23 protein-coding genes and 1 pseudogene are annotated in these 23,663 nt (G+C 52.9%); 12 read left to right on the plus strand and 12 right to left on the minus strand.

Annotated features, from left to right (window positions below):
• Positions 1-118: 118 nt before the first annotated feature.
• The 7 genes and pseudogenes from VB712_RS20425 to VB712_RS07335 all read right to left on the minus strand — a co-directional run.
• A pseudogene (locus tag VB712_RS20425) lies at positions 119-224 on the minus strand (addiction module protein); the annotation flags it as partial.
• A 65-nt stretch (positions 225-289) separates the two neighbouring features.
• Complete coding sequence (locus tag VB712_RS07310; protein ID WP_323253641.1) at positions 290-1,996, minus strand: ABC-ATPase domain-containing protein; 1,707 nt, start codon at positions 1,994-1,996, stop codon at positions 290-292.
• A gap of 9 nt (positions 1,997-2,005) precedes the next feature.
• Positions 2,006-2,551, minus strand: coding sequence for a hypothetical protein (locus VB712_RS07315; RefSeq protein WP_323253643.1), 546 nt, complete (start codon positions 2,549-2,551; stop codon positions 2,006-2,008).
• A 91-nt stretch (positions 2,552-2,642) separates the two neighbouring features.
• Complete coding sequence (locus tag VB712_RS07320) at positions 2,643-3,470, minus strand: carbohydrate ABC transporter permease (protein WP_323253645.1); 828 nt, start codon at positions 3,468-3,470, stop codon at positions 2,643-2,645.
• Positions 3,471-3,502: 32 nt separating this feature from the next.
• The gene (locus VB712_RS07325) at positions 3,503-4,099 is read right to left on the minus strand and encodes a 5-formyltetrahydrofolate cyclo-ligase (protein ID WP_323253647.1); all 597 of its coding nucleotides are present in this window, start codon (positions 4,097-4,099) and stop codon (positions 3,503-3,505) included.
• Positions 4,087-4,920: a DNA-formamidopyrimidine glycosylase gene (locus VB712_RS07330; RefSeq protein WP_323253649.1), complete on the minus strand. Its 834-nt coding sequence runs from the start codon at positions 4,918-4,920 to the stop codon at positions 4,087-4,089. The genes VB712_RS07325 and VB712_RS07330 overlap by 13 nt, the downstream gene beginning before the upstream one ends.
• A gap of 14 nt (positions 4,921-4,934) precedes the next feature.
• A complete protein-coding gene (locus tag VB712_RS07335; protein WP_323253651.1) occupies positions 4,935-5,366 on the minus strand; it encodes a photosystem I reaction center subunit IV in 432 nt (143 codons plus the stop codon).
• Between VB712_RS07335 and trpD the strand changes: the two genes are divergently transcribed.
• Positions 5,358-6,401, plus strand: coding sequence for an anthranilate phosphoribosyltransferase (trpD, locus tag VB712_RS07340; RefSeq protein WP_416236284.1), 1,044 nt, complete (start codon positions 5,358-5,360; stop codon positions 6,399-6,401). The genes VB712_RS07335 and trpD overlap by 9 nt on opposite strands.
• Before the next feature lie 3 nt (positions 6,402-6,404).
• Positions 6,405-6,851, plus strand: a complete 447-nt coding sequence (locus VB712_RS07345; protein ID WP_323253655.1) for a DUF29 domain-containing protein — start codon at positions 6,405-6,407, stop codon at positions 6,849-6,851.
• Between the two features lie 7 nt (positions 6,852-6,858).
• Here VB712_RS07345 and VB712_RS07350 read toward each other — a convergent pair whose 3' ends face one another.
• The 3 genes from VB712_RS07350 to psaA all read right to left on the minus strand — a co-directional run bounded on the left by VB712_RS07350 (position 6,859) and on the right by psaA (position 13,508).
• Complete coding sequence (locus tag VB712_RS07350; RefSeq protein ID WP_323253657.1) at positions 6,859-8,694, minus strand: sensor histidine kinase; 1,836 nt, start codon at positions 8,692-8,694, stop codon at positions 6,859-6,861.
• A gap of 177 nt (positions 8,695-8,871) precedes the next feature.
• On the minus strand, positions 8,872-11,100 hold the full coding sequence (gene psaB / locus VB712_RS07355; RefSeq protein ID WP_323253659.1) for a photosystem I core protein PsaB: 2,229 nt from the start codon (positions 11,098-11,100) through the stop codon (positions 8,872-8,874).
• A gap of 155 nt (positions 11,101-11,255) precedes the next feature.
• A complete protein-coding gene (gene psaA / locus VB712_RS07360; protein ID WP_323253661.1) occupies positions 11,256-13,508 on the minus strand; it encodes a photosystem I core protein PsaA in 2,253 nt (750 codons plus the stop codon).
• A 482-nt stretch (positions 13,509-13,990) separates the two neighbouring features.
• On the opposite strand from psaA, the gene VB712_RS07365 reads away from it, so the two are divergent.
• The 8 genes from VB712_RS07365 to VB712_RS07400 all read left to right on the plus strand — a co-directional run bounded on the left by VB712_RS07365 (position 13,991) and on the right by VB712_RS07400 (position 20,968).
• Complete coding sequence (locus VB712_RS07365; RefSeq protein WP_323253663.1) at positions 13,991-15,502, plus strand: hypothetical protein; 1,512 nt, start codon at positions 13,991-13,993, stop codon at positions 15,500-15,502.
• A gap of 107 nt (positions 15,503-15,609) precedes the next feature.
• The gene (locus tag VB712_RS07370) at positions 15,610-15,954 is read left to right on the plus strand and encodes an anti-sigma factor antagonist (RefSeq protein WP_323253666.1); all 345 of its coding nucleotides are present in this window, start codon (positions 15,610-15,612) and stop codon (positions 15,952-15,954) included.
• Between the two features lie 94 nt (positions 15,955-16,048).
• Positions 16,049-17,554 carry a GAF domain-containing SpoIIE family protein phosphatase gene (locus tag VB712_RS07375; protein ID WP_323253668.1) on the plus strand — a complete coding sequence of 502 codons (1,506 nt, stop codon included), beginning with the start codon at positions 16,049-16,051 and terminating at the stop codon, positions 17,552-17,554.
• Positions 17,554-17,988, plus strand: coding sequence for an ATP-binding protein (locus VB712_RS07380; RefSeq protein WP_323253670.1), 435 nt, complete (start codon positions 17,554-17,556; stop codon positions 17,986-17,988). The genes VB712_RS07375 and VB712_RS07380 overlap by 1 nt, the downstream gene beginning before the upstream one ends.
• Before the next feature lie 37 nt (positions 17,989-18,025).
• Entirely contained in the window at positions 18,026-18,289 is a 264-nt protein-coding gene (locus VB712_RS07385; RefSeq protein WP_323253672.1) for a hypothetical protein, read from the plus strand.
• Between the two features lie 284 nt (positions 18,290-18,573).
• Entirely contained in the window at positions 18,574-19,740 is a 1,167-nt protein-coding gene (locus VB712_RS07390; RefSeq protein WP_323253674.1) for a murein transglycosylase A, read from the plus strand.
• Between the two features lie 92 nt (positions 19,741-19,832).
• Positions 19,833-20,138, plus strand: a complete 306-nt coding sequence (locus VB712_RS07395) for an urease subunit beta (RefSeq protein ID WP_323253676.1) — start codon at positions 19,833-19,835, stop codon at positions 20,136-20,138.
• Positions 20,138-20,968 carry a metallophosphoesterase gene (locus VB712_RS07400; RefSeq protein ID WP_323253678.1) on the plus strand — a complete coding sequence of 277 codons (831 nt, stop codon included), beginning with the start codon at positions 20,138-20,140 and terminating at the stop codon, positions 20,966-20,968. Before VB712_RS07395 ends, VB712_RS07400 begins: the two co-directional genes overlap by 1 nt.
• Positions 20,969-21,076: 108 nt before the next feature.
• On the opposite strand, the gene VB712_RS07405 is transcribed toward VB712_RS07400, so the two are convergent.
• Both VB712_RS07405 and VB712_RS07410 read right to left on the minus strand, forming a co-directional pair.
• Positions 21,077-21,925, minus strand: a complete 849-nt coding sequence (locus VB712_RS07405) for a M56 family metallopeptidase (RefSeq protein WP_323253680.1) — start codon at positions 21,923-21,925, stop codon at positions 21,077-21,079.
• A gap of 3 nt (positions 21,926-21,928) precedes the next feature.
• Entirely contained in the window at positions 21,929-22,342 is a 414-nt protein-coding gene (locus tag VB712_RS07410) for a BlaI/MecI/CopY family transcriptional regulator (protein WP_323253682.1), read from the minus strand.
• A gap of 87 nt (positions 22,343-22,429) precedes the next feature.
• Here VB712_RS07410 and VB712_RS07415 point away from each other — a divergent pair, with 87 nt between their 5' ends.
• Together VB712_RS07415 and VB712_RS07420 are read left to right on the plus strand one after the other, a co-directional pair.
• Positions 22,430-23,362 carry an Rpn family recombination-promoting nuclease/putative transposase gene (locus VB712_RS07415; RefSeq protein WP_323253684.1) on the plus strand — a complete coding sequence of 311 codons (933 nt, stop codon included), beginning with the start codon at positions 22,430-22,432 and terminating at the stop codon, positions 23,360-23,362.
• Positions 23,363-23,539: 177 nt separating this feature from the next.
• Positions 23,540-23,663, plus strand: a 124-nt coding sequence (locus VB712_RS07420; RefSeq protein ID WP_323253686.1) for a PD-(D/E)XK nuclease family transposase, incomplete at its 3' end; no start/stop codon positions are given.

The raw sequence follows: 23,663 nt of genomic DNA on the forward strand, positions 1-23,663 counted from the left end.
GGAGAATGTGCCAAAGGTGTTAAAGCATAGGTGTGCGTACCTGAATGGGGCACTGACGGCTTAATTGGATTACAATCATATACTTGGTCTGAGTAATTATACTCATCTCCTAACTGAGATGTACCCTGTTCGGCAGCAATACTATCCCAAATTGCTTGCACCAGAACGATGCGATCCTCAACACTTAAAGCTGTAATTTCATTCAGCGTAGTCGCAATATCCATACAGACTCCTCAAAGTGAGATAATTGTATGATAACCCTGATCAAGAAACCTTGCCCACAACGTCATTACGATTTACTCCCCTTCACTTGCAGCGATCGCAACCGATTCAAAACCGCTGCCAACTCAAATCGGCGGAACCCCACATAATCCCCAGAAGGATAGGGGGCAAAGGCATCAAGCCCCTGATCAGCTATTACCGCCATCAGTTCATCTAACAAAGCGGGTAACGTTTGGGAGCCTAAACGGTTTTGACCATAAACCAGAGCAGCAGCGATCGCCCGCAATTGTCCCGAATTCACCACCTGCGCCACCGCCCCTAAATCAATATCTGCTGTTCCTAAGGTAATTCCATCTACGCCTTGAACTTTAATATTCACATCCCGTTTTCCCCGTTTGGGATCAATGCTAACCGGGAGGGGAATGCGGGGGGTGATGGGGCCAAAATGGGGGCTACCTTCGGGGGTGCGCTCATTGGGATAAGCGGCCGCAATTTCCTTCGCCTGAATCGTTACATCCACCGGCCGAAACTGATCCAATGCAATCACCCGATCCGCCACTTCAAAATAATCCCCACTCCCCCCCATTACCAACAGCGTTGAAACCCCATGCTCCTCCCACAGTTGGCGAATTTTATCGATTAGGGGAGTGATTGGTTCTTTATCTTTGGCGATTAATTTTTGCATCCGGCGATCGCGAATCATAAAATTCGTTGCCGCCGTATCCTCATCCACCAGCAACACCTTGGCCCCCGCTTCCAAAGCCTCAATTAAATTTGCGGCTTGGGACGTACTGCCGCTGGCGTTCGTAGTAGAAAAAGCGGTGGTAGATTGCCCTTGGGGTAAATGATTAATAAAGGGGGAAATGTCCACCCCAACAACGGAACGGCCATCTTCGGCGCGAATCTTCACCGCCCGCCCATCGGTGACAACGGCTTCCCGCCCATCCCCCGGAATGTGGGGATAAATGCCCAATTCCATCGCCTGTAATAGCGTCGATTTGCCATGGTAGCCACCGCCGACGATGAGCGTGATCCCTTGGGGGATGCCCATACCTTCGATGGGGCCGCTATTGGGGGCCGTCAACGTCACTGCTAATTCTGGGGGAGATTGAAAGGGAATCGCTTCTGCTAAGGGGCGCGGGTCAACACCGCTACGGCGAGGGAGGATCGCCCCATTGGCCACAAAAGCCACCAAGCCGCGATCGCCCAATTGCTCCTGCAACGCCAGATGATCCTCGATGGTTTCAATATGGCGGCTAACATGACTCAGTTTAAACGCTGGGGCCAAGAGGGATCGCTCCACCAACTCCGGTACATCCTCACAGAGCAACGCCGCCGCCATCCGCCCTAAAATCCGCCGCCCTTGGGCCGGTAGCCCGACGGTAAACCGGGATTCAAGGTTGCCCTGATCGATATTAATCGCGGTTTGGGCGATCGCCTCTTGCCCCACCTGTAAAATTTGCATCAAGCCACTTTTCCCACTGCCCCGATGGCCACTGAGATCCCGCGCCCTCTCACCAAAAGCCCGTAACAGGTAATCTTCCAGGGCCAACCGCCGCACCGGATTCGACCACAGGGCCGCCGGCCATTGGGCGATCGCCGCCGGAACTTCCACCCGTACCCGACTGGGAGCCGCAAAGGGGTCGCCCTGAACATGATCAATCCAGAGAGTAAAATCCCCAAAATCATAGCGGCCCTTAATGCTTTTATAGGCCCCATAACTAGCCCCGTCTAGTTTATGGAGGGTTTGGTGCAGGGTTTGAACAGTGGTCATAAACGCTTGCTAATAGGGGCCGAACATTTGATTGCCGGGGGATTCAGGATCGTTGCTATAGAAAAAATCATCCATCGCTTGGGTGATATCTTCTCGGTTTAAGAAGCCATCGCCATCCCCATCCAGGCGGCTAAAAATTGCCGGTACATAAATGGGGGAAACATGGTAAACCCGCAACAGGTTTGCCCATTCATCTTGGCTCATTTTTTGATTGCCATCTTGATCAAAAACATCAAAGACTAAAGCCGTCAGCGATCGCACCCGCTCCTGATACTGCTTTTCATCCCCCAGCACGCCCTCGTAATACACAAACCATTCATCGAGGGAAATTTTGCGATCGCCGTCGGTATCGGAGGCTTTTTGCAGACATTGCCACTCTTGGGAGAACTGATTAAACAGGGTTAACCCCTTAGGTGATCGCGCACTCCAATTGGCGATCGTCGCCAGTTGCTTGGCCACGTTATCAAAATCTTCCCCCACAATTAGACCGTCACAATCCGCATCGTACATACTGAACAACTTCATCAGTTTGCGTTGTTGAAAATCTGTGAGCATGAAACCCGTCCTTCCTGAATGTTGCCTTGATTGTAGCCTTGATCCTCACCCCTGATCGATAGGTAATTTGGTGTGCTTCTATAGCCATTGCCTATCCCTTCACGCCGCTGGCGGCGGATGTGGGGATAATATACCGCTGAACGAAGAGGAAGAGTAGGAGGATCGGCGCAATGGAAATCACCGAACCGGCGGCGATCAACCGCCAATCGAGGGAAAAGGCGCTGGCTAGATTGGCTACACCGAGGGGCAATGTGTAGTATTCGGGACGATCCACAACGATTAAGGGCCACAGAAAATCACTCCAGGCCCCGATAAACACAAAAATCGCCAACGTCACCAACGCCGGCCGCACTGCCGGGATCATGACGTGCCACCACAGGCCCAATTCCGTACAGCCATCAATGCGGGCGGCTTCTTCCAATTCCTTGGGAACCCCTTGGAAGGCTTGACGCAACAGGAAAATGCCAAAGGCGGAGGCGATCGCCGGAAAGATAATCCCTAAATAGGTATTCCGTAGCCCCAACTGCACCGTCAACACATAGAGGGGAATCATCACAATCTGAAAGGGGATCATGATTGTGGAAACGACGGTGGCGAAAATCAGATCCCGGCCTTTGAAGGAGAGGCGGGCGAGGGGATAGGCGGCGAGGGAGCAAAACAGCAAGTTTAGCCCGACGGTGAGTGTGGCAACGATGACGCTATTGGTGAGGTATCGGCCAAAGGGGTAGGTATCCCAGACGGTGCGGAAGTTGGCGAAGGTGGGGGATTTGGGGATCAGTTGGGGGGGAAAGCTGAAAATTTGCTCGCCAGGAGATTTTAAGGAAGTGCTGATCAGCCAGAGGAGGGGGAAGAGCATTAAGATGGCGATCGCCAACAGTAGGAAATAGGTGCTAACGGTTTTCAGGGTTGAGTTTTGCATGGCAGAGGAGGGGAAGATCCCCCCAACCCCCCTTAAAAAGGGGGGCTTTTGGGTTGGGGGCTTTTGGGTTGGGGGCCGGTTTCGGTGTGGAAGCCGGTGAGGGGTTGATCCCAGGGATCATGGGGAATCTGATCGAGGAGGGCGAAATCAAAGAGGATGCCCCAAGTGGGAATGTTTTGCCAAGCGGGTTGGCTCAACATCCGGTCATAATAACCGCCCCCATAGCCTAAACGGTAGCAGGTGCGATCGCCCCCCACACAGGGCAAAAGGATTAAATCCACTTCAGCAGGGAAAAGTTGGGGCCATTGGGGATCGGGTTCGAGAATGCCATACTGGCCCGGTTGAAGGCTATTCCCCCCTTGCCAACGATGCCATTGCAGATCAGAACCTACACAACGGGGTAAACCCCAAGTGATCCCTAGGATTTGGAATAAGGGGGTTAAGTCTGGTTCTTGGCGAAAACTTTGGTAGGCGCAAACCGTTTTAGCTTGTTGTGCTTGAAGGAATTGGCCTAAATGGCCACAGAGGCGATCGCTCTTCCCTCGCCAATCTTCAACCCCAAGGGCAAGCCGTTGATTCAACAGGCGGCGGCGCAGTTGTTTTTTCGTGGGATTCCCTAAATCTGACATTGAGGGCAGAAATGACTGGAGCGGCCCGTAATTTTAACCCGTTCGATGGCCGTACCGCAGACCCGGCAGGGCTGGCCCCGACGGCCATAGACCTGAGCGCGATCGCCATAGTTGCCCGGAACCCCCAATAAATTGAGAAAATCGCTGAAGGTTGTCCCCCCATGGGCGATCGCTTCCTCTAGAACCGCCAGAATTTGGCTGTGAATTTTCGTGATTTGAACAGGGGTGAGGTGGGAGGCGATCGCCTCCGGCCGCACCCCACTAGCAAAGCACACCTCATCAGCATAGATATTACCCAACCCCGCCACAATGTTTTGATCCAACAGTGCTGCCTTGATTGTCCGTTGGGTTTTGTGCAAACGAGCTTGTAGATAATCGGGGGTAAATTCCGGCGCGAAGGGTTCCGGGCCGAGGCGGGTGAGGCCCGTGATAATTTGCTCTAGAGGCACACCAGGGGGAACGAGCCAGATCTGGCCAAAGGTGCGACTATCCACAAACCGCAATTCTCGCCCCTGCTCAAAGAACATCCGAATCCGCGTGTGCTTTTCTAACGGTTCCGTCGCCTTCACCCAAAACAATTGCCCCGTCATCCGCAGATGCACCCCTAACCAACCGCCGGAGGACAATTGAGCGATTAAATATTTCCCTCGCCGTTGCCACGCTGCAATGCGATCGCCCTGAAGCGTGGGGGCAAAATTCGCAGCAGAAAGGGGGTAGGCAAGGCTGCGCTGATGCAACACTTCCCCCCCCTCAAAAATGTGGCCAGTGGTTTGCTGCTGCAAACCCCGGCGTACCGTTTCCACTTCTGGAAGTTCTGGCACAGGTAGGCGATCGCTTAGGCTTTCGCTGCCTTTTCAGGAGCGGCTTTCACCACTTGTAATTCATGTTCCGCAAAGTTGTTCGTGGCCACACCGGAGTAGTTCACTTTGTTGAAGCGAACGATCACCGGGTAGATAATCCCACTTTTATCAACGGAGGCAACAGTGCCCACATCTTGATACCAGTAGGATTCTTTGCGTAAAACTTTGACGACATCACCGCGCTTTGCCATAAAATTTGTCTCCATTAACAGTCGGGATTTATCTAGATTCAAGCCTACACGGAAATCCGATGCTCTGCCTACCATCAGTTTTAAGTTTTGTGAAGGCAGGCGCAGGGGCGATTGCCGTAGCCTGCCCTCCGCTTTAGCCCACGGATCGCCCGCGAAAAAATCAGCATTCCTTGCTACCCTTAAAAACAGCCCAATTCCTCCAAGACCATCGTGCAAACCGCCGACCTTTGGCCCACCCTCCTCCAACAACTCCTCGATCGCCAATCCCTCACCCCTGACCAAGCCGCCCAACTGATGACCGGCTGGCTCAATGAAGATATTCCCGCCGTCCTCTCCGGGGCGATCCTCGCAGCAATTCAAGCTAAGGGGGTTTCTGCTGCGGAATTAGCCGGGATGGCCCGCGTTCTTCAGGGGCAATCTCGCCAACAGGAGGCCATTACCCACAGCACCCCCGTTATTGATACCTGCGGCACGGGGGGAGACGGTTCCCACACATTTAATATTTCTACCGCTGTTGCCTTTGTTTGTGCCGCCGCTGGGGTAGCGGTGGCGAAACATGGCAACCGCTCCGCTTCGAGTAAGGTGGGTTCGGCGGATGTGTTGGAGGCGTTGGGCGTGAATTTAGCGGCCCCCACGGAAAAAGTACAGGGCGCATTAATCGCTGTGGGGATTACGTTTCTGTTTGCCCCCGGTTGGCATCCCGCGATGAAGGCGGTGGTTCCCTTCCGTCAGGCGTTGAAGGTGCGCACCGTGTTTAATCTTTTGGGGCCGTTGGTGAATCCCCTGCGGCCGACGGGCCAGGTGATTGGCGTTTATGATCCGGCGTTTATTGAGCCGATGGCGGCGGCGTTGCAACAGTTGGGTTTAGGCAAGGCGATCGTCCTCCATGGCCGGGAACGGTTGGATGAGGCAGGGTTAGGGGATGCGACGGATTTGGCGGTGGTGGATGGCGAAACGCTGCAAACAGCGGTATTACATCCCCAGGAGTTTGGCCTCACCCCTGCCCCCCTTGCTGCCCTCCAAGGGGGGGAATTGGCGGAAAATACCGCCATTTTAACCGCTGTCCTTCAGGGCAAAGGCACGGCGGCGCAAATGGATGTGGTGGCGTTGAATGGGGCGATCGCCCTCCAAGTAGCTGGCGTTGTCCCCATGTTGGATCACGCCGCTGGCATTACCAAAGCAAGGGAAATCCTCGCCAGCGGGGCCGCCTGGGATAAACTCCAAGCCTTGATCACGTTTTTGCAAGCCTAAACCATGGCGGAGCCGATTCTTCACAACCAAGATTTCTACGGCTGGATTCAGCAGCAGATCCTGCTGTTGCAAGAGGGGCGGCTAGAGGAATTGGATCGAGAAAATTTGTTAGAGGAGTTGGCGGATTTGGGACGTTCAGAAAAACGGGCCTTGACAAGCCAAATGGCCCGGCTGTGCTGCCATTTGCTTAAATGGCATTACCAACCCGCCCGGCGCAGTCGGTCTTGGGTGTTGACGATCCGGGGTGCTCGCCAAGAAATTCAGAGCCTTTTACGGGATAACCCCAGTCTCAAGGGGCAGTTAGCCGAGTTGTTTGCCGATGGTTACGCCAGAGGGCGGTTGTTGGCGTTGGATGAAACGGGGTTAGGGGATAGCATTATTCCTGAAGTAGCCTCCTTCACCTTTGAGGAAGCTATGGAGGAGGCGATCGCCTGGGAATCCAACCCCTAAGCAAACGTCAATGGCTCACTAAAGCTCCCAGAGGTGTTGCGGCTACTGCGGGGGCTTCTGGTGAAGCGTTGACCAAATGGGATAAATGAATGGGCAATAACACTGTAAATGTGGTTTGTTTGCCCACCTTCGATGTACAGGTTAAGGAACCTTGGTGTTTTTCCACAACAATTTGATAGCTAATCGCCAACCCTAAACCCGTTCCTACCCCCTCCGGTTTGGTGGTGAAAAATGTTTTAAAAATATTCTCCAAATTTTCCGGCGTAATCCCATGGCCATTGTCCTGGATGGCGATCGCCACCTGCTCCCCCCCTCGCCGTTCCGTGGTTAGCGTAATTTGGGGGCGGCGTTCCGTCTGGCCTTCGAGGGCATCTAAGGCATTACTTAAAATATTCATAAACACCTGATAAAGGGAGCCGGAATAACCCTCTACTCCAGGAATATTGCCATAATTTTTCACCACATCCACCCCCTTTTTAATCCGATTATTCAAAATCAGCAACGTACTATCCAAACAGGCATGGATATCAACATTGTGGGGGTTAACATCATCGAGACGGGAAAAATTCCGTAAACTCAGGACAATTTGACGGGTGCGATCAGCCCCCACCTGCATCGATTGCAGCAATTTCGGTAAATCGGTTTTCAAAAACTCCTGATCTAATTCCTCTGCTGTTTCTTCTAATTCTGCTTGTAAATCCGCTGGAATATGGGCTAACACCCGTTCATAGGCTTCCAAAAGCTGAAATAGATCGTCAATATAGTTGTGGGCATGGACTAGGTTGCCATGGATAAAGTTAACCGGGTTATTAATTTCATGGGCGACCCCCGCCACCATCCGCCCCAAACTGGACATTTTTTCACTGGCCAGAAGTTGCTGGGCCGTGGCCGCTTTTTGTTCTGCTAACAGATGTTTCACATAGTCGATTAGTTGATTGAGGGCGATCGCCACCGTCCCTACCTCATCCGCCGTTTTCACCACCGCCTGACGCTCAAAATCGCCATCCTCCGTTACCGCTTTGGCAACTTTAGTCACTTCCTCCAAGGGTTGGGCGATCGCCTGGCTGGCAAAAATCGTCCAAATCACCGCAATCAAAATTGAAAGGCCAACACTCCCCACCAGCCAATAGAGGCGCAGTTGATGTAAATCTTCTAAACGAGCTTCAATCGCTGCCTTTTCGACACGGGCATGGTTGACCAACTCCACCAATTGATCAGAAATTGCATCAAAATGCAGCGTGAGGGGACTATTGGTAAATTCCATTAACGCTACACGCATCATCGCCACTTCTTCCGGCGAAGGAGTGGGGCCAAAACCCGCTACCAACGTTGCAAGTTGTTCAAAATATGCTGGGGGAACCCCTTGGTAAGTATTGAGAAAATGAGGTAAATGGTGGACATGGACTTCATGGTTAACATGACGTTTGACGGATTGCACATCAAAGGCTTCAAGCTCTATCCAAGTTGCGGTTAGGGTCGCTTGATAGTCCAAAATCTGCTCATATTCCGTCGCAAAAGCAGGAAAATCATCCGCCAGGGCGATTAATTGCTGTTGGTGGGTACGGGTTTGGAGGACTACCGTTTGCAACTGCCGGTAGAGTTCGATTTCTGTGTGGGCGTGGTCTTGGGCTTGCCAAGCCTGCTGTTGATGAATTTCACCCCAGATAAAGCCTAGGGTAGAGCCGGCGATCGCCACCGTCAGCACAATAATATAACCCGCTGCAATCTTCCGCCCCACCCGTAGACGACTCAACCAAGCCGTCAAACCCCGTTGGGGTAAAGACAGCGTATATTGCATCGTCGATTTAAAAACCGAGGGTTTGGTGGAGTTTGGGGGATTCATCGGCATCAAATTAAGGCCTTGAGAGGAGTTTTTTCCATGATGGCGTATTCCCATGGGTTTCTGCCGCTCCTACAAAGCTCTACAGGCCAAAAATCTCCAAAACCGCAATATTTTAAAGCCCCACAAAAAAATCCCCCGCCCAAAGGCAGGGGATTCAGCTTAGTGCGTTAAGCCTAATCAGCCAAACTTACCAGCCGTTGAAGCAATTACAAACGCCGCATAGGTGAGGACGTAACCCACAGAGAAGTGAGCCAAACCGACCACACGGGCTTGCACGATGGAGAGAGCCACCGGCTTATCTTTCCAGCGAACCAGGTTCGCCAAAGGCGTGCGCTCATGGGCCCAAACGATCGTTTCGATCAGTTCTTGCCAGTAACCGCGCCAAGAGATCAGGAACATGAAGCCCGTTGCCCAAACCAGGTGTCCGAAGAGGAACATCCAAGCCCAGACCGACAGGTTATTCACACCGAAGGGGTTGTAGCCGTTGATTAACTGTGCGGAGTTCGCCCAGAGGTAATCGCGGAACCAGCCCATCAGGTAGGTAGAGTTTTCGTTGAACTGAGCAACGTTGCCCTGCCAAATACCCAGGTGTTTCCAGTGCCAGTAGAACGTCACCCAACCGAGGGTGTTGAGCATCCAGAACATCGCCAAGTAGAAGGAATCCCAAGCGGAGATGTCGCAGGTACCGCCACGGCCGGGGCCGTCGCAGGGGAAGCTGTAGCCGAAGTCTTTCTTATCGGGCATCAGCTTGGAGCCACGGGCATCCAACGCACCTTTGATCAAGATCAATGCGGTGGTGTGCAGCCCTAAGGCGATCGCATGGTGAACCAAGAAGTCCCCAGGCCCAATGGTCAAGAACAAGGAGTTCGTGCCACTGTTGATGGCATCCAGCCAGCCAGCCAACCAAACGTTACCGGAGTTGGGCCAAGCGGTGGAAGCAATACTGTCGGGGTTCGACAGCAGAACATCGAAGCCATAGAGGAGTTTACCGTGGGAAGCTTGAATCCACTGGGCAAACACCGGCTCGATCAAGATTTGTTTCTCAGGCGTACCGAAGGCAACCACCACATCGTTGTGGACATAGAGGCCCAAGGTATGGAAACCGAGGAACAGGGAAACCCAGCTTAAGTGGGAGATGATCGCTTCTTTGTGTTCGAGCATCCGCGCCAACACGTTGTTTTTGTTGGCTTCAGGATCGTAATCCCGCACAAAGAAGATCGCACCGTGGGCAAATGCCCCCACCATCAGGAACCCAGCAATGTACTGGTGATGGGTGTAGAGGGCTGCTTGGGTGGTGAAGTCCTTCGCAATGAAAGCGTAGGAAGGCAGGGAATACATATGTTGTGCCACCAAGGAGGTGATCACCCCTAAACAAGCCAAGTGCCAACCCAATTGGAAATGGAGAGACTCGTTGTAGGTGTCGTAGATCCCTTTGTGACCTTCCCCAATCATGCCGCCAAAGGGAGTGCCTTTGGGGGGATTGTGGGCTTCCATGATTTCTTTCATGCTGTGACCAATACCGAAGTTTGTCCGGTACATATGGCCAGCAACGATGAAGATCACGGCGATCGCCAAGTGGTGGTGAGCAATATCCGTTAACCACAGGGATTCGGTTTGGGGATGGAAACCACCCAAGAAGGTGAGGATCGCAGTCCCAGCACCATCAGCAGTACCAAAAACATGGCTAGCGGTATCGGGGTTAGCCGCATAAGCGCCCCAGTTCCCGGTAAAGAAGGGAGCCAAACCCGCCGGGTGAGGTTTCACCGACAGGAAGTTATCCCAACCCACATGCACCCCACGAGATTCAGGGATGGCAACGTGAACCAAGTGACCCGTCCAAGCCAAGGAACTTACCCCAAACAAACCCGCTAAGTGGTGGTTGAGGCGGTGTTCTGCCAACTTAAACCACTGCAAGCTGGGGCGGAACTTGGGTTGCAAGTGCAACCAGCCCGCAAACAGCATTAGGGCAGAGAGGATGAGCAGGAAGATCGAACCTTGGTAGAGGTCTTGGTTGGTGGTCATCCCAATGGTGTAGAACCAGTGGTAGACCCCGGAGTAGCAGATATTAACAGGGTTACTGGCCCCAGCTTGGGTGAACGCATCGATCGCGCCACTACCGAACTGAGGATCCCAAATCGCATGGGCGATGGGACGTACATTTAGAGGATCTTTAATCCACTGTTCAAAGTTGCCTTGCCAAGCGACATGGAAAATCGTGCCGGAGGTCCACAGAAAGATGATGGCTAAGTGGCCGAAGTGCGAAGCAAAAATCTTTTGGTAAAGATTTTCTTCGGTCATGCCATCGTGGGTTTCAAAATCGTGGGCCGTGGCAATCCCGTACCAAATCCGACGTGTTGTCGGGTCTTGGGCGAGATCCTGGCTAAATTTTGGGAATTTAGTTGCCATAAACCTTTTTAGGAAATACTCCTAGCGTGAACAATGGCGCTGAAACAAACAGCTCATGTATTTGATGCCCCCCACCGAACCTCGTCCGGTGGAGGTCGGGGAACAACTCAACCAGAGGAATTTCACCCCTGATTTTATCGTTTTTAACAAAACGTTCAACCGACGGATAGCATCCGCGCCAAGAAGAACGACCAGGTGGTCACAATCCCTCCTAAGAGGTAATGGGCGACCCCCACAGCGCGACCTTGAACGATGCTCAGAGCACGGGGCTGAATGGCAGGGCCAAGTTTCAGCTTATTATGCGCCCAAACAATCGACTCGATCAATTCTTGCCAGTAGCCGCGACCACTGAACAGGAACATGAGGCTGAAGGCGAACACGAAGTGACCGGCGAGGAACATGATGCCGTAGGCCGACAGTGCCGAACCGTAGGAGTTAATCACGTTGGCGGCTTGGGCCCACAGGAAGTCCCGTAGCCAGCCGTTGATCGTGATGGCACTTTGAGCAAAGTTCCCAGCGGTGATGTGCGAAACATTGTCACCGGAAACGGTTCCCCAGACATCGGATTGCATTTTCCAACTGAAGTGGAAGATGACCACCGAGATCGAGTTATACATCCAGAACAGACCGAGGAAGACGTGATCCCAACCAGAAACCTGGCAGGTACCACCACGACCGGGGCCGTCACAGGGGAAGCGGAAACCCAATTCAGCTTTGTCTGGAACCAGACGAGAGCTACGGGCGTACAGCACCCCTTTCAGGAGGATCAACACCGTCACGTGAATCGTGAAAGCATGGATGTGGTGAATCATGAAGTCTGCCGTCCCTAAGGTAATCGGCATCATCGCGATTTTGCCACCGACGGCAACGATACCGCCGCCAAAGGCATAACTCACCGGCTCAAGCGCGTTGGGGGCAGTGCCACCGGGCGCAAGGGTATGGAGATTTTGAATCCACTGAGCAAAGATGGGTTGCAGTTGAATCGCGGTGTCCGAGAACATGTCTTGGGGACGACCCAACGCACGCATGGTGTCGTTGTGGATATAGAGTCCAAAGCTATGGAAGCCGAGGAAAATACACACCCAGTTCAGGTGTGAGATGATCGCGTCACGATGGCGCAGAACACGATCAAGGAGGTTATCGACATTTTTGGCGGGGTCATAATCCCGCACCATGAAGATTGCGCCGTGGGCCCCAGCCCCAACGATGAGAAAAGCGCCGATCCACATGTGGTGGGTGAACAGGGAGATTTGGGTCCCGTAATCGATCGCTTGGTAGGGGTAGGGGGGCATCGCGTACATATGCTGGGCGACGATAATCGTCAGGGAGCCGAGCAACGCGAGGTTAATCGCCAATTGGGCATGCCAAGAGGTGGTGAGGATTTCGTAAAGACCTTTGTGGCCTTCCCCGGTGAAGGGGCCTTTATGGGCTTCAAGGATTTCCTTCATGCTGTGACCGATGCCCCAGTTCGTCCGGTACATATGACCGGCGATGATGAACAGCACGGCGATCGCCAAGTGGTGATGTGCCACATCGGTGAGCCAGAGGCTGCCCGTCACGGGGTTTAAGCCGCCCTTAAAGGTTAAGAAATCGGAATACGCACCCCAGTTGAGGGTAAAGAAGGGGGTTAGCCCTTGGGCAAAACTGGGGAACCACTCAGACATCTGTGCCGTATCCATGATGTATTCATGGGGCAGGGGGATGTCTTTCGCCGCCACACCGGCATCCAGGAGTTTGTTCACCGGCAAGGACACATGGATCAAGTGACCCGTCCAGCCGAGGGAACCGCAACCCAACAACACCGAGAGGTGATGGTTCATCATGGATTCGGTGTTTTGGAACCACTCCAGTTTAGGAGCGGCTTTGTGGTAGTGGAACCAGCCTGCAAAGAGGCAGAGGGCTGCCATTACTAAGCCACCGATGGCGGTGCAGTAAAGCTGGTATTCCGTGGTAAAGCCCGCAGCACGCCACATATGGAAGAATCCAGAGGTGATCTGGATTCCATGGAAGCCGCCCCCAACGTCACCGTTGAGGATGTCTTGACCCACGATGGGCCAAACGACTTGCGCACTGGGTTTGATGTTAATGGGATCGCCGAGCCAAGCAATGTAGTTGGAGAAGCGAGCACCATGGAAGTACATACCGCTTAACCAAACAAACACCACCGCTAGATGGCCGAAATGCGCACTGAAGATTTTCCGAGAAATATCTTCTAGGTCGCTGGTCTGACTATCGAAATCATGGGCATCAGCGTGTAGGTTCCAAATCCAAGTGGTGGTTTTGGGGCCTTTGGCTAATGCGCGACTGAAATGACCGGGTTGCCCCCACTTCTCGAACGAAGTGGGTACGGGGTCATTATCTACCGTTACTCTGACTTTAGTCTCTCTTTCTGGAGGACTGATTGTCATGAGGATTCTCCTCCCTAGACAACGAAAATGAGCGTATTCCCGTTCGAGAATTTAAACAACGAAACTGAGGTAAACCAAGGGGTTGCCGCAGAATTTCGCTTTTCTTAAAATATCAGACCTTCCCTAGGGAAGATCACAGATATCGCAAGTCCAATCGCTTCCTTTGACAGAACGCTTGTAGTAGATGATAAGTCTTGCGTTCTCTTGCTGCCGGACAGGTTAACAATATTTAAAATTAGCCCCAATCCTTAGCGGGACTGGCTTTGAACGGTCATTCTTTCGGGACTCTCGTCAAGAATGTTGCGAAATTTTTTTACAAAATGAAACATTTCGTTCATAAAAACTTGTACTGCTTAACAGGGCGATCGCCCCCTTCCCCCGGAATGGGGCTTCCCCTGAGGGAGGGGTCAGATTCCGCTATAGTCCTTATAAGGAAAGGCGATCGCTCCACTGAGGTCGCTGCTGTTCTAGGGGGAAAGCTTATGAAATTTCGACTTTGGCCCGTTGTGGCGATCGCACTCACCTTGTTACTTAGCGTCACCTTGGCCGGATGTGGGGGCGATCGCTCCCCCACGCCACCACCGGCCCAGGTCAACAGTGGCAACCTAACGGAAACGGCTCCCCCGCCGCTCATCCGCCAACTTCAGCCTGCCCTAGAGCTATATCAACCCCAAATCACGATCCTCAACCCCAAACCCGACACGGTGCTAAAGGATGCCACGGTGGAGGTCAGCATCAAGGTGGAGGACTTACCGTTATTCACTGCCCCGGATTTAGAAATCGGCCCCCATGTGAATGTGATCCTCGATAATCAGCCCGCTATTCCTATATATGGTGTGGAAAAACCGCTCACCTTCACCGACCTCACCCCCGGAACCCATACTCTCCGGGTCTTTGCCGTCACCCCCTGGGGAGAAAGCTTTAAAAATGACGGGGCCTTTGCTCAAACCGAATTTAGTATCCTCACTGCCAACCGCCAAAACAACCCCGATCCCCATCTGCCCCTACTCACCTACAACAGCCCCCAAGGAACCTACGGCGCGGAGCCGATTTTGCTCGATTTCTACCTCACCAATGCGCCCTTAAAAAATCTCGGAACCCCTGAACCCCTGAGTGATTGGCGGATTCGCGTGACGGTCAACCAGCAAACTTTTCTACTGGATCGCTGGCAACCGCTCTATCTTAAGGGGTTCAAACCGGGGTTAAATGCTGTGAAATTAGAATTTCTCAATGGCAATGGGGAGCCGGTGGATAACGTCTTTAACAATGTGGTTCAAGTGGTGAACTACCAACCGGGCAATCCCGATCCCCTTGCGGCTCTGATTCGGGGAGAATTGAGTGCGGATCAAGCTCGTGCTTTGGTGGATCCTGGCTTTACCCCTGATGTCTTGGTAGAACCGGAGGCGATCGCTCCTGAAATTCCTGAAGTTCCTGAAGTTGTTGAACCAGAGGCGATCGCTCCTGAAATTCCTGAAGTTCCTGAAGTTGTTGAACCAGAGGCGATCGCTCCTGAAATTCCTGAAGTTCCTGAAGTTGTTGAACCAGAGGCGATCGCTCCTGAAATCCCTGAAGCCCCTGAAGTAATCGAACCAGAGGCGATCGCTCCTGAAATCCCTGAAGCCCCTGAAGTAATCGAACCAGAGGCGATCGCTCCTGAAATCCCTGAAGTTCCTGAAGTTGTTGAACCAGAGGCGATCGCTCCTGAAATCCCAGTCGCAGAAGATCAACCGCAGCCAGAGCAAACCGAAACCATAGATCCGATTGTGGCCCCAGAAACTCCCCAGCCTAAACGCAATTGGGGAGAAGCCTTCCAACGGTGGCGCAAGAGCAACGCGCCCCCTATGGTGGTGGAACCGGAAACCCCCGATACGCTAACGGCAGAACCGGAAGCCCCCGTTCCGGAAGCCATGGCTGAACCGGAACCCGAACCCGAAGCAGCAACCGAAGAACCGACACCAGAGCCGCCAGCAACAATGGCTCCCACTGTGGAATAATCTCTCGCTGGGCTAAATCCGGATTCCCCTGCTGATGACCAGGAAAAACGTTATACCTGGATCACAACCCTGCTGTACACCCCCTCCCCTGAACAACGCTCCCCAAGATGAACATCGAAATCCAAACCGTCGGCGATATTCAAGTGATTGCCCTGGCTGGGGACGTGGATGCCAACACTGCCCCCAAGGTACAGCAGGAAATTCTCCCCCTCGCTTTGCCCCAGAGCAAAATTCTGCTCAACCTCACCAACGTCCCCTATATGTCCAGCGCCGGCCTGCGGATGTTGCTCTCTCTCTACCGTCAGACCACCGCCAAACAAGGACAGTTGGTGCTGGTGGGTTTGGGGCAGGATATTCGCCGCACGATGGCTGTAACGGGATTTCTCAACTTTTTTACCACCTGCGACAGCTTGGAGTTGGGGCTGACGGTGTTTAAACGGGAAAATCATTAAATGGGAGTGCGGATTGAGGCCTATGGGCGATCGCCTGAGTTTCCGCTAGAGTTAGGCCATAGCGTTACCGATCGCGCTCAGGGGGCAAAGGCTTGTGGCCAAAGGTTTATGGGAGCAGATCCTCCTTGAAGAAATTATCAAGCTGCAACAACAGGTTACAGAGTTAACCATTGCGCAAACAGCCCTTGAAGCCCAAAGCCAACTTTTAGCCGGGTTTGTGGAAATTGCCCGCTGGTCTAATCCGGGTCAAGGTTCCCCGCTAGTACAACAGGAAATTCTCAAGCCCTTCCTCTCCGAAGCCCTCAACCTCTCAACCACCATAACCGGCGCAGAGCGGGGCAGTCTCCTCCTCGTCGATCAATCGGGACAGATTGAAGACGCGATCTTTACCCAAGACATTAACCGTCAGCCCCAAAAACTTTTTCGCCAAACCCTCGATCGCGGCCTCGCCGGTTGGATCTACACCCACCGCCAAAGTGTCTTAATTCCCGATACGGAGCAGGATGAACGCTGGCTCAAATGGCCGGACAATCAATATACAGCCCGCTCCGTTTTGGGGATTCCCATCCTCAAAAAAAATATTTTGTACGGGGTGCTGACGCTGCTCCATAGCCAGCCGGAGCATTTCAGCCCGGCGGCTTTGGATGTGATGCAGGCGACGGCTAATCAAATGAGCCTCGTTTTGGAAAATGTCCAAATCTATGGCCGCCTCCAACGCTATTCCCAAAGCCTTGATGCGGAATTGGAAAAGGGCCGCCAAATTCAGATCAATTTTTTGCCCGAAGTGATTCCCCAATGGCCGGGCTGGGAAATTGCTACCCATTTTCAACCGGCCTATCAGGTGGCAGGGGATTTTTATGATGTGTTTGCCCTGCCCCAGGGTCATATTGGTTTGGTGATTGCCGATGTTTGTGATAAGGGGGTGGGGGCGGCGTTGTTTATGGGGCTGTTTCGCAGTTTGATGCGGATTTTTTCCGGGCAAACGGTGTTGGCGGGGTTAAGCGTCCAGTCTTTGGAGGAGCATGAGTTATTGATTGAGCAATATGTGACGGGGGCGATCGCCTCCGATACGGAACGACGCAACCAAAATTATCCCGTCATGGGCCTAGACCCGGAGCATACCCTCGCCCTGCGGGCCATCCGCCTCACCAATGACTACATCGCCCTCAACCATGGGGATTTAGGGATGTTTGCCACGCTCTTTTTTGGGGTGTTAAACCCCAATACTGGGGAATTAACCTATGTCAATGGGGGCCATGAACCCCTGATGGTGCTAACGCCCCAGGGTGAAGTCCGGGAGGAGTTGCGGGCATCGGGGCCGGCCTTGGGGATTGTGCCGAAAATTCCCTTTCGGATGCGGCGCACGGTTTTAGCCGTGGGGGAGGTGCTGTTGGGCTATACCGATGGGGTGACGGAGGCCCGGGCCGCCGATGACGGTTTTTTTACCAAAGCCCAACTGTTGGCGAGCCTCCCGCCTCAAATTGACTCCGCCGCTAGGCTGCTGGAAGAGATTATGATCTCGGTACGTCGTCATGTCGGAGATGTGCAACAGTTTGATGATGTGACGATGTTTGCGGTTCGTCGGGAAGGAGGGGCATGATGGGTGAAGCGTTGCGGGTGGCGGGGGTGTTGGGGTCGTTAGGGGCGATCGCCCAATATGTGAAAACGGCAGCGGCGGCGGCAGAGTTGGAGCCAGCCCAAGCCTATAACCTCCGGTTAGCGGTGGATGAAATCGCCACGAATATCATTACCCATGGTTATCAAGAGGCGGGATTAAGTGGGGAAATTTTAGTGTGGGACACCTGTACCCCAAAATCGCTGATCATTCACCTCGAAGATTATGGGCAGGCCTACAACCCCCACCAATGGCAAGGGGAAATCACACCGGAACTCTGCCAACAGCCCCTTGAGCAGCGACCCCTAGGGGGGTTGGGGGTTTATTTAGCGATGCGCAGTGTGGATCAGTTTCGCTATGGGCGGTTGGGCGATCGCAATCATACTGAATTTGTGATTTTCCGAAATTCGACCCCATGATCCTGTTGTACTAGGTATGAATTTATACAAGCGTGCCATGAGTATGATCCGTCGCATTTTCATTTTCGGGTTGCTGGTGGTGGCGGCTATCGGGGGAGTGATTTTGAGTCATGGCCCCGCCCAAGCCACCAGCACCGATACCATTGTTTATACTTGGGCCTACCCTAACTTAGGCTCCCATGAACGGGTGTGTAAGGCGATCGTCACCCATCCCGTGATCAATCAACGCACCCCCAAAGATCCGACTCGTCAACGGGTGACAGTGCGATCGCACATTGTTGACCCGCAATTCTGCCAATAGGCAATAACCCATAACCCTCAACCCGTAGGGGCGAAAGGTTGCAATTTTCGCCCCTTCCCCTTTTTTGGGGAGACGATTCCCATTCCCCATTCCCGCCAATTAGGTTAAGATTTGTGAAATTTTGGGCGGGCAGTTGATAGAGTGGCACAGGTTTGCTATCGCGATCGCACCTCCCATCGTCAAAATCGGCAACAGTCCAGTTATCTCCAAGGGGAAACCCCGTTTTCTCCTGTCGATGCCTGAATGTACCCGTCATCCTCACACTGACATTGCAAAAATTCTCTATGAAAAAATTAATTGCTGGGTTCGCCCTGGGTTTAAGTCTTGCGATCGCTGCTCCCCATGCCGTTGCCCAAGCCCAAGCTCCTTTAACCTGGGTGAACCCCCAACGCCAAGCCACAGACCTGGGATTTGATGAACAACTGTGGCGCAGCTACTACGGTGGAGCCGGGGACAAAGCCGCCTTAATTCAATCCATTGACCACAGCCTCCGCTATCTCAACACCCCCTCAGCAGCGGAAGCCTACCGCAATTATCCAATCCGCTGGATTACCCGCGATCGCACCCGTCGCTCCCTCCTACGATTCCGGGAACTCCTCCAAACCGCCCGCAGCCCCCAAGAATTACAAGCCGCCGTCAAACGAGAATTTACCTTTTACCGCTCCGTCGGGCTAGATAACCAAGGCACAGTTTATTTCACTGGCTACTATGAGCCAATTTACCAAGCCAGTCGCGTCCGTACCGCTGAATATCGCTATCCCCTCTACCGCCGGCCCGCCGACCTCGAACAATGGGCGATGCCCCACCCCACCCGTATTGCATTAGAAGGGGTGGATGGTATGGGGACGGATAGCCGATTAGCCGGGAATGAATTGGTGTGGCTGCGCGATCGCCTCGAAGCCTATCTCGTCCATATCCAAGGTTCAGCACAGCTTAAGTTCCCCGATGGCTCGATCATGACCGTTGGTTATCACGGTAGTACGGATTTTCCCTATGTGAGCATTGGCCAATTAATGATCCGCGATGGTCTCCATCCCCGCGATGGCTTCACATTGCCCAAAATGATCAATATTTTCAACCAACAGCCGGATCTCCTCACCCGCTACCTCCCCCAAAATGATCGGTTTATCTTTTTCCGGGATACCCAAGGCGCACCCGCTACCGGCAGCCTAGGCGTTCCCGTCACTGCCGATCGCTCCATTGCAACCGATCGTGATTTGATGCCCGCTGGTGCATTGGCTCTGATCCGCACTCAAATTCCCTTCCCCGATGGAAATGGCGGCATAGCAGCCCCGACGGTGAGCCGTTTTGTTTTAGATCAAGATCGCGGTAGTGCGATCCGCACGCCGGGCCGGGTGGATGTCTATATGGGAACGGGGGAAGTGGCCGGTTTACGGGCTGGGGTGATGGGCTATCGTGGCCAGTTGTATTATTTGATGTTGAAAGAGTAGAGCCGGAGCGAAAATTTCCCCGATGGGGGCGCAAACCTTAAACCTTTCGCCCCGACTACACTGGGGATAGCATTTTGAGTAGGAGTAGCGCGATGATTCCCGGTGAACTTTTTCCAGAACCAGGGGAAATTGAATTAAATGAGGGGCGACCCACTCTGAGTTTAACGGTGGCCAATGGGGGCGATCGCCCCATTCAGGTGGGTTCTCACTTCCATTTCTATGAAGTGAACAACGCCCTAGCCTTTGATCGTGAAGCGGCGCGGGGGATGCGGTTGAATATTCCGGCGGGGACGGCGGTGCGGTTTGAGCCAGGGGATGAAAAAACCGTGGAGTTGGTGGCTTTAGCAGGCCGGCGGGAAGTGTACGGCTTGAATAATCGTGTTAATGGGCCCTTGTAATGATTTTGCCCCCTTTTTTGCTGGAGCCGGTACGGGTGGAGCGGGTGGCGATCGCCATTACCGATCTCCCCCCTGATTTGGAGGGCTGTAAAATTGTGCACCTCTCTGATCTCCATTACGATGGCCAATCTTTGGGAGATGGGATGTTACAGGAGGCGATCGCCCTTGTTAATGCCGAAAATCCCGACCTGATTGCCCTCACGGGGGACTATATCAGCGATGATCCCGCCCCGATGATTCCCTTAGCGAATCACCTCAAGGATTTAAAAAGCCGCTGTGGCGTGGTGGCCAGTTTGGGCAACCATGATAACCAGGGTTTAGCGCAACGCCAAGCGGTGATCGATGCCTTGCAGTCTGCCGAAATCATGGTGCTGTGGAATGCGATCGCCTATCCCCTCGGGCCCGGTTTAGCGGTGGTGGGATTAGCAGATTTGTGGTCACGGGAATTTAAACCTCAGCCGGTTTTCGCTGCTCTCCCCCCCGGCCTGCCCCGCCTCGTCCTCTCCCATAATCCCGATTCTGCGGCCCAACTCCAATCTTGCCGTGTGGATCTCCAGTTAGCCGGCCACACCCACGGCGGCCAGATTGTCCTCCCCTCTGGGGAGCCACTGTTAGAAAATTTCGTCCGTTGGAAGCGCCGCGTCCCTTTACCAGTGGCGAAAAAGCTGGTGATGAACCTCGATTTCACGATTCGCCATTGGGAATGGGTACAGGGCCATCACTGGCTCGGCAGGAATCAACTCTATGTCAATCGCGGTTTAGGCAGCTATTTCCCTGGCCGCCTCAATTGCCCGCCGGAAGTGACGGTTTTAACGCTGAATGCGAAATAATCCCGGCAATGCGTGACGGTTGGGTTTGCTCCAGATCAGCCCAATTGGCGTAGGGGCGTTGGCGTAAGCCTGCCGGAGGCACAAAAATTTTTCGCCCCCACATCAGGGTTATTGGTGCAGGGGCATCAGGAGTAAGGGTAAGAGGATCAGTAGGCCGCCCCATAAGAGCCAGCGATCGCGCTCCTGTTTCACCCGTTGCCCATCCCCCTGCTCTGTGGCTAAGAGGGCATTGATCCGGTCTTCGAGGCGATGGGGTTGATCATGAAAGGCGATCGCCTTTTCCCAGGGGGGCAGAGGAGAGCGCACCACCAACAGCAATGATTCCGCCAAAACCAGGGGATCCACCTGAGTTGCTGCCCAATGGTCAGCCCGTAACTCCCGCAGGAGCAATAATTCTTGCCATAATTGGGCGGTACGGGGGAGCCAAGGGGTTAAACGCCGGAGCCAACCCCATACTAAAAACCACAAGGTATCACCATAGTAGGCATGGGCCTGCTCATGGGCGAGAACTGCGGCTAACTGCTCCCCGTTGAGTGTCTCCAGTAACCCTTGGCTTACCACCAATTGGGGCCGCCATAGCCCCACCTGTCCCGCAAAACATAAAGGGGTATCCAGTAAGCGAGCGGGGTGGTTTTGAATCTGGATCGCTGGATAGGTTTGCACTTGCTGCTGCGATCGCCATCCCCCCCAAAGCAGGGTTAAAAATACCAATCCCGCCCCCATTAAAATCGCCACACTCATACCATAGCCCCCAAACCCGACGGTCATCCCTGCCATCCGGCCAGCGGGCCCCATCAGCACAATGGCCAAGGCAGTCGTTAGTAATAGCAACGGCGGCAATGTCAACGCCCCCACCGTGGCCACCCATCGCTGCGGCCAGGATAACGTGCGAGGGATCGTGTAATAGCGTAGGAGCAGAGCAATGGCGATCGCCCCCCCCACCATCAACAGGTGCATCCTCTAACCCTCCCCCCGTTGGGCGCGGGCGGCCTTGAGCCGTTGGGCTAGTTCATCCAATTGGGTCACACTGGCCTGATCGAGGCGATCGGCAAAGGCCGCCACCACATCGGGATTGCTCACGCCGAGAAACTGCTGTAAATGCTCTTCAGCCCGCAACGCTTGGGCCTGAGTACGATTCAAACAAGCCCGCCATTGGAACGATCGCCCCACCTTTTGCCGCTGCACCCAACCCTTGTGGGCCAAGCGTTGTAGTACCGTCGTCACGGAAGTATAGGCCAATTCCCGTTGGGGGTCATTGAGGATGCGATCGTGAATATCTTTCACCGTTGCAGTTTCAAAATCCCAGAGCAGTTCGAGAATTTCCGTTTCAAGAGGCCCAAGGGACATCTGTTGAGGGCGATGGAAAGCAGACATAAGAGCAAAGGTAGTGGATTGTCTTATAGGTTAGCATCAGATATCGCTCCTTGAGCAAACCCATCAAAGCCCCCTTCAAATCCAACCATGGCGAACCTTCCCGTTAAATATCTCAACCCTTTTACGGACTACGGTTTTAAAAAACTTTTTGGGGAAGAACCCAATAAGAATCTGCTCCTTGATTTTCTCAATGAATTACTCAAGGATGAACAAGGCCCTATCGTTTCTCTTCACTATATTAAAAATGAACAATTAGGCAGTTCTGATCTAGATCGTAGAGCTATTTTTGATCTCTATTGTGAAAATGAAGCGGGGGAGCGGTTTATTGTTGAACTGCAAAAAAGTAAGCAACGTTTTTTTAAAGACCGCACTGTTTACTATTCTACGTTTCCCATCCGTGACCAAGCCCCTAAAAATGATTGGGATTATCAACTCAGTGCCGTTTACTTGATTGCTATTCTTGATTTTGTTTTTGATGAGGATCAAGCAGAGCCAGAAAAATATCGCTATGATGTCAAGCTGACGGATATTGATACCTGTAAGGTTTTCTATGATAAGCTCACTTTTATTTATTTGGAAATGCCCAAGTTCACCAAAACCATTGAACAACTTGAAACTCGTTTTGATAAGTGGTTATATGTATTGCGAAATTTAACTGAAATTCAAGCAATTCCCCCATCTTTGCAAGAACAAGTTTTTCAACAACTGTTTGAAACGGCGGAAATTGCCAAGTTTAGCCGGGAGCAAATGCGCTCCTACGAGGATAGTCTTAAATATTATCGTGATCTGAAAAATTCCATGGATACTGCACGGGATGAGGGGAAGGTTGAAGGGATTGAAATCGGTCGTGAGGAGGGGATTGGGATTGGTCGTGAGGAGGGGATTGGGATTGGTCGTGAGGAGGGGGTGAGAACTGTTGCTTTGGCATTGTTGCGGGAAGGGATGAGTGAGGGGGTGATTTTAAAAACGACGGGCTTAACGGCGGCGGAGTTGGCGCAATTGCGGCGGGAATTGGGGTGAATCAGTAGGCTGGCATGGTGCGTCAGTTGTTAAGCTATTGGTTAGTGTTATAGGTTGATCAATCTGACGCACCCTACGGTTCTACTCCGTTGGCTTGGACAATTTGCCAAGCTGCTACGAATAAATAGGATACTGTGTCATGTTTTCCCCCAACCATCCCTCATTATCATTTCTACCATGGCGAACCTTCCCGTTAAATATCTCAACCCTTTTACGGACTACGGTTTTAAAAAACTTTTTGGGGAAGAACCCAATAAGAATCTGCTCCTTGATTTTCTCAATGAATTACTCAAGGATGAAC

The sequence above is a fragment of the Spirulina sp. CCNP1310 genome (assembly GCF_034932185.1).
In the GTDB taxonomy this organism is placed as follows: Bacteria; Cyanobacteriota; Cyanobacteriia; order Cyanobacteriales; family Spirulinaceae; genus Spirulina.